This is a genomic window from Nocardia sp. NPDC050717, assembly GCF_040654275.1.
In the GTDB taxonomy this organism is placed as follows: Bacteria; Actinomycetota; Actinomycetes; order Mycobacteriales; family Mycobacteriaceae; genus Nocardia.
In genome coordinates, this window is the sequence record NZ_JBFAHR010000017.1 from 1 (window position 1) to 11454 (window position 11454).

The 11454-nt window shown below is 71.7% G+C and carries 10 protein-coding genes and 1 rRNA gene; 10 read left to right on the top strand and 1 reads right to left on the bottom strand.

Translation table 11 applies throughout. The features are described from left to right. The 7 genes from rrf to recN all read left to right on the top strand — a co-directional run. Positions 1-88, top strand: a 5S ribosomal RNA gene (gene rrf, locus AB0H56_RS27005); the annotation flags it as partial. A gap of 1963 nt (positions 89-2051) precedes the next feature. Further along, positions 2052-2945 (top strand): hypothetical protein, encoded by an 894-nt coding sequence (locus tag AB0H56_RS27010; RefSeq protein WP_357168502.1) that lies wholly within the window; start codon positions 2052-2054, stop codon positions 2943-2945. Between the two features lie 291 nt (positions 2946-3236). Beyond that, on the top strand, positions 3237-4130 hold the full coding sequence (locus AB0H56_RS27015) for an HAD-IIA family hydrolase (protein ID WP_357168313.1): 894 nt from the start codon (positions 3237-3239) through the stop codon (positions 4128-4130). 13 nt (positions 4131-4143) lie between these two features. Further along, positions 4144-4428: a hypothetical protein gene (locus AB0H56_RS27020; RefSeq protein ID WP_357168315.1), complete on the top strand. Its 285-nt coding sequence runs from the start codon at positions 4144-4146 to the stop codon at positions 4426-4428. 1 nt (position 4429) lies between these two features. Further along, positions 4430-5251, top strand: a complete 822-nt coding sequence (locus AB0H56_RS27025; protein WP_357168317.1) for a TlyA family RNA methyltransferase — start codon at positions 4430-4432, stop codon at positions 5249-5251. Further along, on the top strand, positions 5248-6192 hold the full coding sequence (locus AB0H56_RS27030; RefSeq protein ID WP_357168319.1) for an NAD kinase: 945 nt from the start codon (positions 5248-5250) through the stop codon (positions 6190-6192). The genes AB0H56_RS27025 and AB0H56_RS27030 overlap by 4 nt, the downstream gene beginning before the upstream one ends. Beyond that, positions 6182-7951: a DNA repair protein RecN gene (recN, locus tag AB0H56_RS27035; RefSeq protein WP_357168321.1), complete on the top strand. Its 1770-nt coding sequence runs from the start codon at positions 6182-6184 to the stop codon at positions 7949-7951. Before AB0H56_RS27030 ends, recN begins: the two co-directional genes overlap by 11 nt. Before the next feature lie 56 nt (positions 7952-8007). Here recN and AB0H56_RS27040 read toward each other — a convergent pair whose 3' ends face one another. Continuing rightward, positions 8008-8427 carry an SRPBCC family protein gene (locus AB0H56_RS27040; RefSeq protein ID WP_357168323.1) on the bottom strand — a complete coding sequence of 140 codons (420 nt, stop codon included), beginning with the start codon at positions 8425-8427 and terminating at the stop codon, positions 8008-8010. 198 nt (positions 8428-8625) lie between these two features. On the opposite strand from AB0H56_RS27040, the gene AB0H56_RS27045 reads away from it, so the two are divergent. The 3 genes from AB0H56_RS27045 to AB0H56_RS27055 all read left to right on the top strand — a co-directional run bounded on the left by AB0H56_RS27045 (position 8626) and on the right by AB0H56_RS27055 (position 11402). After that, complete coding sequence (locus AB0H56_RS27045) at positions 8626-9102, top strand: hypothetical protein (RefSeq protein WP_357168325.1); 477 nt, start codon at positions 8626-8628, stop codon at positions 9100-9102. A 162-nt stretch (positions 9103-9264) separates the two neighbouring features. Then, positions 9265-10464 carry a putative cytokinetic ring protein SteA gene (gene steA / locus AB0H56_RS27050; protein WP_357168327.1) on the top strand — a complete coding sequence of 400 codons (1200 nt, stop codon included), beginning with the start codon at positions 9265-9267 and terminating at the stop codon, positions 10462-10464. Further along, positions 10461-11402 (top strand): copper transporter, encoded by a 942-nt coding sequence (locus tag AB0H56_RS27055; RefSeq protein ID WP_357168329.1) that lies wholly within the window; start codon positions 10461-10463, stop codon positions 11400-11402. Before steA ends, AB0H56_RS27055 begins: the two co-directional genes overlap by 4 nt. The last annotated feature ends 52 nt before the right edge of the window (positions 11403-11454 follow it).

Here is an 11454-nt window from a genome sequence, read left to right on the forward strand (position 1 = left end):
CGGTCCCATTCCGAACCCGGAAGCTAAGGCCACCTGCGCCGATGGTACTGCACTCGACAGGGTGTGGGAGAGTAGGACACCGCCGGACATACCTTCGCGATAGGGGACCCAGATCTGGGTCCCCTATCGTCGTTTGTGGGGCCGAACGCGGCCGCACCATGCCGGGCGGACGGTGCCCCGTCCTCCGCCCGTGGTTGAATTCTTGTAGGCGGGGCCACGACAACACTCCCCGAGGACGGGGAATCTAGAAAGGGATCGCCGTGTCGGAACACAACGACGGACGGAAGCCTTTCCGCCGGGACGGAGACGCCCGCGGTTTCGGCCGGCGCGGCGAACCGACCGACCGCCCCCGCGGCGGATACGGCGAGAACAAGGGCTCGGGCGGCGGATTCCGCCGCAACGACGACAATCGCGGTGAGCGTGGCGGTTCCGACCGCTCCGAGGGCCAGCGTGGCGGCTACCGCCGCGACGATCGCGACCGTGGCGGCGACCGCGGCGGTTTCCGCCGTAGCGACAGCGGCGACCGCGGTGGTTACCAGCGGCGCGACGACAATGATCGTGGCGGATTCCGGCGCGGCGAGGGCGACGACCGTTCGCGTGGCGGATCGGACCGCGGTGGCTATCAGCGCCGGGACGACGCCGGGCGCGGCGGCTATCAGCGCCGCGACGACAACGATCGTGGTGGCTTCCGACGGGGCGACAGCGGTGACCGTGGCGGTTACCAGAAGCGTGACGACGCGGCCCGCGGCAGCTCCGGCGACCGCGGTGGTTACCGTCGTCGCGATGAATCAGACCGTCCCGCAGGTGGTTTCGATCGCGGTGGGGACCGCGGTGGCTACCGTCGCAACGATGACGATCGCCCCCGCGGTGGTGCGGATCGTGGTGGTTTCCGTCGCAACGAGGGCGATGACCGTTCGCGGGGCGGTTACGACCGCGGTGATCGCGGCGGGTTCCGTCGCGACAACGAAGACCGTCCCCGTGGTGGCTCCGGCTTCCGCAGGAACGAAGGCGACGACCGCTCGCGGGGCGAGGATCGCGGCGGCTTCCGCCGTGGCGACAGCGGCGACCGCGGTGGTTACCAGCGGCGCGACGACGCGGGCCGTGGTGGCTCCGGCGACCGCGGCGGCTTCCGTCGCGACGACGACCGTTCGCGGGGTGGCTCCGATCGCGGTGGTTTCCGTCGCAACGAGGGTGACGATCGTTCGCGGGGTGGCTCCGATCGTGGCGGGTTCCGCCGGAACGAGGGTGACGACCGTTCGCGCGGTGGTGCGGATCGTGGTGGTTTCCGTCGCAACGAGGGCGATGACCGTTCGCGGGGCGGTTACGACCGCGGTGATCGCGGCGGGTTCCGTCGTGACAGCGAGGACCGTCCCCGTGGTGGCTCCGGCTTCCGCAGGAACGAAGGCGACGACCGCTCGCGGGGCGGCGATCGTGGCGGCTTCCGTCGTGGCGAAGGTGATGACCGTTCGCGCGGTGGTTCGGATCGTGGTGGGTTCCGGCGCGGCGACAACGCCGATCGGGGCGGATACCAGCGGCGCGACGACGACCGTGGGCGCGGTGGCTTCAAGCGCAAGAGTGATTCCGGTGCCGCGCGTGGCTATGTCGGTGAAGACGGCAAGCCGCTGGACGGTACCTATCGAGAGAAGCGTCGCGAGCGGGAAGGCGACGTGCTCGGTGTCGTCTCGGCCGCGGCCGATTCCGAGGACGCCGTGCTCCCCTCGGAGACCGCCGACGAGACTTCGGCGACAGCGTCCACTGTGCAGTCCGGCGACTCGTCGTCGAGCGACCGGGTCGAGGTCGCGGACGACGTAGCCGGCGACACCGACGACCGCGCCGCGGCGGATGACGAGAATTCCGGCGGCGAGCAGGCGGACCCCGTCGGCGAGCAGCCGGATACTGTTGCCGCGCGCGAGAACCGGGCAGCGGCCGAAGACGCGGACGACCTGGCCGGTGACCGCGGCGCCGACGATCGCGCGGAGGCCGACGAGGTCGCGGGTGACCGCGCCGACGACGGCCGCGACGAGTCTCGTGGCGAGGCGGATGCCGGACGCATCAGCGCGGATTCGCGGTCCGACGATGACCGTCGCCGTGGGGAAGACGCCTACGCGGGCGATCGCTCCGGTGACGACCGCACCCGTGGCGAGGACGACGCGGCGCGTGGTCGCGACGACGCGGGCTACGGTGCCCGCGACGAGCGCGAGGATCGTCGCCGCGGTGGCGAAGGCGCCCGCGCGGTGGGTGGCAGGCCCACCGACCGGCGCGGAGCGCGTCCGGACGAGCCCGATCTGCCCGAGGACGTGCAGGCCTCCGATCTGGATCCGGCCGTGCGCCGAGATCTGCTGAGCCTGGACAAGAACAACGCCGAGACCGTCGCCCGGCACATGGTGATGGCCGTCGAGCTGCTCGAGGACGACCCGCGCCTGGCGCTGGCGCACGCCAGGGCCGCCCGGCAGCGGGCCGGTCGCATCGCGGTGGTCCGGGAGACCGCCGGTGTGGTGGCCTATCACGCCGAGGAGTGGGCCGAGGCCCTCTCGGAGTTGCGGACCGCGCGCCGCATGTCGGGTGGCTCCGGGCTGCTGGCCGTGATGGCGGACTGCGAGCGTGGTCTCGGCAGGCCGGAGCGGGCCATCGAGCTCGGCCGCAGCGAGGAAGCGCAGCGGCTCAGCGGCGACGAGGCGAGTGAGCTGCGGATCGTGGTCGCGGGCGCCCGGATGGACCTCGGTCAGTTCGACCAGGCCGTCGTCACCCTGCAGACCCCGGATCTGGACCCGGCACGCACCGGCTCGGCCGCCGCGCGCCTGTTCTACGCCTACGCCGACGCGCTGGTCGCGGCGGGCCGCACGGACGAGGGCCTGCAGTGGTTCCTCAACGCCGCCGCGGCCGACGTCGACGGCGAGACCGACGCCGAGGACCGCGCCGCCGAACTGACCGGCGACGCGCAGTAGCACCACCCACGATCGACCAGCACGGGCTGGGAGCCGACCTCGGCTCCCAGCCCGTTGTCGTCTTCTGGTCGTCTGGTGTGGGCTCGACCACCTGAACCCGGCGGAGTTTCGACCCGCCGCGCGCGGCTGCGGGCGCGGAAACCGGCGACACCGTGCACAGATCGGGTGCCCATGCTCGATCATGAAGGGTGCGAGCACGATTCGGCGGCTCCGGCGCGAGTCGGGAGTTGTCGGTGGGTTCGCCTAGGGTCGAGAGGATTCGGCCCGGCAGCGACGACGGAGTGAGGGTGTGTGAACCAGCTACGCGATCAATACGACGCTTTGCTGCTCGACCTGGACGGCACGCTGTACCGCGGGCCCGAGGTGATCGAGGGTGGGCCGAAAGCGCTGGCGCCGAACGGTGATTCGGCGCAGCGGCTGGTCTATGTGACCAACAACGCGGCACGCGGACCCGGCACGGTCGCCGGCCACCTCGCGGAGCTGGGCTACCCGGCGAGCTCCGACGATGTGGTGACCAGCGCGCAAGCCGCCGCCAGAATGATCGCCGAGCAGCTGGCTCCGGGCGACCACGTGCTCGTCGTCGGCACCGACGATCTGGCCGCCGAGATCGCCGCCCGCGGTCTGGTGCCGATCCGCCGATTCGGCGACATACCGCCCGTGGCCGTCGTGCAGGGCCATTCGCCGACCACCGCGTGGCCGGATCTCGCCGAGGCGGCCTACGCCCTGCGCGCGGGCGCGCTGTGGGTGGCCGCCAACACCGACCGCACGCTGCCGAACGAACGCGGCCTGGCCCCGGGCAACGGGTCCATGGTCGCGGCGCTGCGCACCGCCTCGGACCGGGAACCGCTCGTGGCGGGCAAACCGTACGCGCCCCTGATGGAGAACGCGCTCGAACGCGCGGGCACCCGTACCGCGCTGGTCGTGGGTGACCGCCTCGACACCGACATCGAGGGTGCCAACGGTCTCGGGCTCGACTCGCTGCTGGTGCTCACCGGGGTCAGCACGCTGGAGGAGGTGTGCGCCGCACCGCCCGAACGGGTGCCCACCTTCATCGCTGCCGGACTCGAGGCCCTCAACGACGAGATCGTGCCAGGCGCCGTCGCGCCGTCGGAGGTCGCGGAGCTGTTGCGACAGCACCCCGGCCGGGCGGTACGGGTGCGCGCGGCCGATTCCGAAATCCGATAGCGTTGACGGCACGATGAGTACACCGAGTTCACCGCCGACCGGCGCGTCACAGCCACCCCGCCCAGGGATTCCGCTGCCCGGCAGCCACCTGCCCGGTCAGGGCGGGCAGGCTCCGGCCGATCCGCACCGGATCACGGCCGAGGTCGACGCGCTGCTGGCCGAACTCGGCGCGGCGGCGCCGGCGAGCGGCCCCGCGGAGAACACCGAGGCGGGCGCCGACATCACCCGCCGGGCCCGCATCCTCGAACAGGCGCACGACGTGCTGGTCGACGCGCTGGCGACCGTGGACAAGATCTGAGGTGGCCAGGAGAGCGCGGGTGGACGCCGAACTGGTTCGCCGCGGATTGGCGCGATCGCGAGAACACGCGGTCGAACTGATCAGCGCGGGCCGCGTCCTGATCGCCGGAACCGTCGCGGTGAAGCCGGCGACGGCGGTGGAGGCGGCGACACCGCTGATCGTGCGGGCCGAACCCGACGAGGTGTCGTGGGCGTCGCGCGGCGCCCACAAGCTGCTCGGTGCGCTCGAGGCGTTCGAGCCGGCGGGGCTCGACGTCGCGGGCAAGCGCTGCCTCGACGCGGGCGCCTCGACCGGCGGGTTCACCGATGTGTTGCTGTCGCGCGGCGCGCGGGAGGTGGCCGCGGTGGACGTCGGGTACGGCCAGCTGATCTGGCGGTTGCAGAACGACGACCGCGTGCAGGTGTACGACCGCACCAACGTCCGCAACATCACGCCCGAAACCATCGGCGGGACGGTCGATGTCGTCGTCGGTGATCTGTCGTTCATCTCGCTCGGGCTCGTGCTGCCCGCGATCGCGGCCTGCGCCGCCGACGGCGCCGATCTGCTGCCGATGGTGAAGCCGCAGTTCGAGGTCGGGAAGGAACGGGTCGGCTCCGGCGGCGTGGTGCGTGATCCGGCGTTGCGCGCCGAAGTGGTCGGCGAGGTGGCGGCCGCGGCGGGCGCGCTCGGCCTGCGGACCGAGGGCGTGGTGGCCAGTCCGCTGCCCGGCCCGTCGGGCAATGTCGAGTACTTCCTGTGGCTGCGCAAGGTCGGCCCGTTCGAGTACGACGCCGAGCAGGTGGCGGGACTGGTCGCCCGCGCGGTCGAGGAGGGTCCGCAGTGAACACGCACGAGGGCGGCAGGGAGATCCTGCTCGTCGCCCACCCCGGCCGCGCGGAGATCATCGAGACCGCGCACCGGGTCGCGAAGATCTTCGCCGAAGCGGGGATCTGCCTGCGGGTCCTCGCCGACGAGGCCGACAGCACGCGCTTCGAGAACGAGCCGGCCGGCTACCCGGTGCGGGTGGTGCCGCACAGCCCGTCCGCGGCGCTGGGCTGCGAGATGGTCCTTGCCCTCGGTGGTGACGGCACCTTCCTGCGCGCCGCCGAACTCGGCAGGCCCACCGGTGTGCCGGTGCTCGGAATCAACCTGGGGCGCATCGGTTTTCTCACCGAAGCCGAGGCCGAGCATCTCGACGAGGCGCTGGCCCAGGTGGTCGACCGCGACTACCGGTTGGAGGACCGGCTCACCATCGATGTCACGGTGCGTGTCGACGACACGGTGGTGGAACGCGGATGGGCGCTCAACGAGGCCAGCATCGAGAACGCCCAGCGGATGGGCGTGCTGGAAGTGGTGCTCGAGGTCGACGGGCGCCCGGTGTCGGCGTTCGGCTGCGACGGCATCCTCATCGCCACCCCGACTGGCTCGACGGCCTACGCGTTCTCCGCGGGCGGGCCCGTGGTGTGGCCGGAACTCGAGGCGATGCTGGTGATTCCGAGCAACGCGCACGCGCTGTTCGCGCGGCCGCTGGTGACCAGCCCGGAATCGCTGATCGCCGTGGAGACGGTTGCGACCGGGCACGACGCGATCGTGTTCCTCGACGGTCGCCGCACGCTGGCGCTGCCGCGGGGCGGTCGCGCCGAAGTGGTGCGTGGCGAACGACCGGTCCGATGGGTGCGGCTCGATTCCGCGCCCTTCGCCGACCGGATGGTGCGCAAGTTCCGTCTGCCGGTGACCGGCTGGCGGGGGAGACAGCGAACGGAGAACAGCCGCGATGCTGACTGAGATCAGGATTGACGGGCTGGGCGTCATCTCGACGGCGACCGCCCAGTTCCACGCCGGACTCACGGTCCTCACCGGTGAGACCGGTGCGGGCAAGACGATGGTCGTGACCAGCCTGCACCTGCTCAGCGGGGCGCGGGCGGACGCGGGCCGGGTGCGGCTCGGCGCGGCCAAGGCCGTGGTCGAGGGCCGCTTCGTCGTCGACGACGTCAACGACGCGGCCAAGGCCGCCGTCGAGGAGGTGCTGGAGTCGGCCGCCGCCGAGGCCGACGAGGACGGCAGCGTGATCGCGGTCCGCACCGTGAACAGCGACGGGCGGTCCCGCGCGCATCTCGGTGGGCGCGGGGTGCCCGCGGCGGTGCTCGGCGAGTTCACCTCGCGGCTGCTGACGGTGCACGGTCAGAACGACCAGTTGCGCCTGCAGCGCCCGGAACAGCAGCTGGCCGCGCTCGACCAGTTCGCGGGCGACGGTGTCGGCGGGCTGCTGCGCAAGTACCAGGTACATCGGCGGTCGTGGCTCGATGCCCGCGCCGAACTGCTCGAGCGGACCGAGCGCAGCAGGGAACTGGCACTCGAGGCCGACCGGCTCAAGCATTCGCTGGCCGAGATCGACGGCATCGCACCGGAACCGGGCGAGGACACCCGGCTCGTCGCCGAGATCCGCAGGCTCAGCGATCTGGACTCGCTGCGTGAGGCCGCGGCCGCCGCGCACGAGGCGCTGTCGGGTCCCGCCGACGCGCCCGCCGACGGCGGTGGGGTCCTCGATCTGCTGGGCGGGGCACGGGCCAGGCTCGATTCGGCCGACGATCCGGCGCTGAGCGCGCTCTCGCCGCGGCTGGGGGAGGCGATCGCGGTGGTCGTCGACGTCACCACCGAACTCAGCGGCTACCTCTCGGAACTGCCGTCCGATCCCGGCGCGCTCGACTCGATGCTCACCCGGCAGGCGGAGCTGAAGTCGCTGACCCGCAAGTACGCGCCCGACATCGACGGCGTGATCGCCTGGGCGGACGAGTCACGCGCGCGGCTGGACTCCCTCGACGTCTCCGAGGACGCGCTGGCCAAGCTCGCCGGTGAGGTCAAGACGGCGGCGGGCAAGGTGCGTGAGGCGGCGCGCAAACTCAGCGCGGCGCGGGCCAAGGCCGCGGGCAAGCTGGCGGCGGCGGTGAGCACCGAGCTCGGTGGCCTGGCGATGGGGAAGGCCAAGCTGGAGGTGCGGGTGCGACCGATGCCCGCCGGCGCCCAGGACTCCGCGCCGCTCGACCTCGACGGGGTGCGGCTGCACGCCGGTTCGAACGGTGTCGACGAGGTGGAGTTCCGGCTCTCGGCGCACTCGGGCGCCCAATCGCTGCCGTTGAGCAAGAGCGCCTCCGGCGGTGAGCTCTCGCGCGTCATGCTGGCGCTGGAGGTGGTGCTCGCCGGTTCGGATCACGGCGCGACCATGGTCTTCGACGAGGTCGACGCCGGCGTCGGTGGCCGCGCGGCCGTCGAGATCGGCAAGCGGCTCGCCCGGTTGGCCCGCACCCATCAGGTGATCGTGGTGACCCACCTGCCCCAGGTGGCGGCCTTCGCCGACACGCACCTGGTGGTGAACAAGTCCGACGACGGAAAAGGCAAGGTGGACAGCGGAGTTCGCACGCTGACCGACGAGGAGCGGGTGGTGGAACTGGCCCGCATGCTGGCAGGCCTCGACGACACCGAGACCGGCCGCGCGCACGCGGAGGAACTGCTGGAAACCGCACGCGCGGAGCGCACGCCGGCCTAGCCGGGGGCGGTGCGCCGCGACCCGACGGCGGGGCCGGGCCGCGGCGTCGCGGACGACTAGCGCAGCGCCTTGCGGACGCCGCCGATGAGCTGGTTGGTCAGCTGACGCAGGCCGAACTCGAGGACCGGGGCGGGCACCGGCAGCGAGGGCTCGGATTCCATCGTGTAGACCACGCGGGTGCCGCCCGAGCTGGTGTCGGCGAAGGTGATGATGCCGACGTGGCGCTTGACCGGCGCGCCCTTGACGATCTTGTACTCCATCCGCTCACCGGGGACCAGCGCGGTGATCTCCTCGGTGACGCCCGCCTTGCCGAAGCCGAGCAGGTGCTGCGCGCCGACACCGGTGGCCGGGTCGCCCTGCTTGATCAGCTTGACCTGGATGGGCAGGTGCGGGCTGACGGCCTCACGCTCGGCGAAAAGGCGGTAGACGATGTCGCGAGGGGCGTCGAAGACCGTCTCAACGGTACTGCGGGGCATGGCTGTCTCCTGTCCGAGATATCTGTGACCCGCAGCATACGGGTAGTCGCCCGGTTCGTTCCGGTCCGACCGCTCGGAGCGGGGGGATGTAACCGCCCGACCGGCGTCTCCGACATACTGGCGGAGATCGTTTGTGAGCCGAACTTGTGGACTGTCGCCGGCATCGGCCGGCGAACACGACCGAAGGAGTGCGAGACGATGCGAGGGATCGGGATGATCGGCGCCGCGACCGCGGTGGCCGCGACCGCGGTGCTCGGGACGGCGGGAACCGCCGCCGCGGCACCGGTGACCACGAATTTCGCCGGCGCCGCGGCCCTGTGGGGCTGGAGCATGAACGGGCCGGGCACCGACTACGTCACCATCACCGCGACGACCGGTGTCGAACCGGGGCAGGTGTCCTTCGGGGTCACGAATGTCGTGCCCTACAAGGGGGACGGTTCGCCCTGGCTGCGCGCGCGGGTGCAATGGCTCAACGTGAACACCGGCGCGACCGGGATCACCGATGTGCCCTACATCTTCCCGTGCACCGATCCGGCCCAGTGCCCGGTGGGTCCGGTCGTGGCGAACACCGGGCAGGGTCAGATCGTCGCCGGTGTCTATTCGGTCGCCGTCGGCGGCAACATCGGCCCGAGCGTCACCGTGCTGCCGGGGTACGGCACCGTCGCCGTGTCCTGATCCGGGCCGTGACCACCGAAAAGGCGATGACGGCGGGCAATGCTCGTGCCATCGGGCCCCGGGCGTCCGGGGGTGCTGACCGGTAGCTCGCGGTGACGAATGTGATCGGCGATTCGGCGCGCCTCCACCAAAGGTTGAGGGTTTGCGCTCATCATCGGCCACATGAGGATGCCGGCGCTGTTGTCGAGAAACACCGAAACGCTGCCCGGTGTCACCGGGATCGCCAGGGTCGACCGTGACACCCGGCGACTGCTGCGGCGCGTCAGCCCCGGGGACGTGGTGGTGCTCGACGAGACCGACCTGGACCGGCACACCGCCGACCGGCTCGTGGAGGCGGGCGTGGTCGCGGTGATCAACACCTCGCCCTCGATCTCGGGCCGCTACCCCAACCTCGGCCCGGAAGTGCTGGTGGCCAACGGGATCGTGCTCATGGACACGGTGTCCTCCGATGCCTTCGGCAAGATCAAGGACGGCGCCAAGATCCGGATCGACGAGGGCATCGTCTACGCGGACAAGCTCACCAAGAAGGAACCCGAGGTCCTCGTCGAGGGCATCGAGTTCGACGAATCGGCCATCGCCGACCGGATGATCGAGGCGCGCAACGGCCTCGCCGACCACCTCGACGCGTTCGCCGGCAACACCACCGAATTCGTCCGCACCGAGAGCGGCCTGCTGATCGACGGCATCGGCGTGCCCGACATCGAGCTGGACCTGCGCAACCGGCACGTCGTTGTCATCGCCGACGGGCCGGGGCATCTCGAGGAACTGCGGCGCCTCAAGCCGTTCATCAAGGAATACGCGCCGATCCTGATCGGGGTCGGGTCCGGCGCCGACACGCTGCGCAAGCTCAAGTACACGCCGGACCTGATCGTCGGCGATCCCGACGAGATCAGCACCGAGACTCTGCGATCCGGCGCCGAGATGATCCTGCCCGCCGACACCGACGGCCACGCCAAGGGCCTGGAACGCATCCAGGATCTCGGTATCGGCGCCACCACGTTCCCGTCGTCGGGCTCGCCCGCCGACCTGGCGCTCATGCTCGCCGATCACCACGGCGCGTCGCTGATCGTGCTCGCGGGCGCGCCCGCCTCGCTGGAGGACTTCTTCGACCGCGGCCGTCGCGACAGCACCCCGGCGACGTTCCTGACCAGGCTGAAGGTCGGCGCGAAACTGGTCGACGCGAAGGCGGTGTCCACCCTGTACCGGCACCGGTCCTCCGGCGCCGCGCTGGCGCTGGTGGTGCTCGCGGCGCTGGTCGCGATCGTGGTGGTGATCCTGGCCTCGCACAACGGATCCGAGCTGCTGGACTGGGCGATCGAGTACTGGAACCGCTTCGTGCTGTGGGTGCGTGGTCTGCTGTGATCTCCCTGCGTCAGCACGCCATCTCGATCGCGGCGATCTTCCTCGCCCTCGCCGTCGGGGTGGTGCTCGGCTCCCAGACCCTCGCCGCGGACATGCTCTCCGGGCTGCGCTCGGACAAGGGCGAGCTGAGCGGCCAGGTCGAGGCGCTCACCGCGCGCAACGAACAGCTCACCGGACAGCTCGACGCCGCCGACCGCTTCCTCGCCGGGTCGGCGGGCCGGATCCTGGGCGGCACGCTGGCCGACCGCAGCGTCGTCGTGTTCAGCACGCCCGACGCCGACCCCGGCGACATCGACGGGGTCAGCCGCGCGCTCGAGACCGCGGGCGCCGCGGTGACCGGCCGGATCGCGCTCACCGAGTCCTTCGTCGACGCGGGCGAGGGCGACCGGATGCGCTCGGCGCTGACCAACATCGTGCCCGCGGGCGCGCAGTTGCGGACCGGCGCGGTCGACCAGGGCTCGATGGCGGGGGACCTGCTCGGGCTCACGCTGCTGCTCGACCCGGCGAGCAATCAGCCGCGCAGCACCGAACCCGAACTCGCGCTGGTGCTCGAGACCCTGCGCGGCGGCGGTTTCCTGGCCTACGGCGAGGGGCCGGTGCGGCCCGCGCAACTGGCGGTCGTGGTCACCGGCAACGGTGTCGCATCCGACACCGGCCAGGGCGCGACTATCGCCCGCTTCGCCGGTGCCGTGCGCGCGCGGGCCACGGGCGCGGTGCTGGCGGGCCGGGCCGGTGCCGCCGAGGGCAACGGTGCGATCGCCCACGTGCGCGCGCAGGCGCCACTGGCGACCACGGTGACCACGGTGGACAACGTCGACCGTGAGATCGGCCGGGTGACAACCGCTCTCGCCTTCCCCGAGCAGCTCTCCGGCGGCGCGGGCCGGTACGGGACGGGGCCGACGGCGACCTCGCTCACGATGGTCGCCATGCCCCGCTGAGTTCGCCGCCCGACACGCCTCCGCGTTAACGACCCGCAAATAGCTCACCGGC

Coding starts and splice junctions, on each gene's coding strand:
- AB0H56_RS27020 (WP_357168315.1), top strand. CDS start 4,144: ATGAGTACACCGAGTTCACCGCCGACCGGCGCGTCACAGCCACCCCGC.
- AB0H56_RS27045 (WP_357168325.1), top strand. CDS start 8,626: ATGCGAGGGATCGGGATGATCGGCGCCGCGACCGCGGTGGCCGCGACC.
- recN (WP_357168321.1), top strand. CDS start 6,182: ATGCTGACTGAGATCAGGATTGACGGGCTGGGCGTCATCTCGACGGCG.
- AB0H56_RS27040 (WP_357168323.1), bottom strand. CDS start 8,427: ATGCCCCGCAGTACCGTTGAGACGGTCTTCGACGCCCCTCGCGACATC.
- steA (WP_357168327.1), top strand. CDS start 9,265: ATGAGGATGCCGGCGCTGTTGTCGAGAAACACCGAAACGCTGCCCGGT.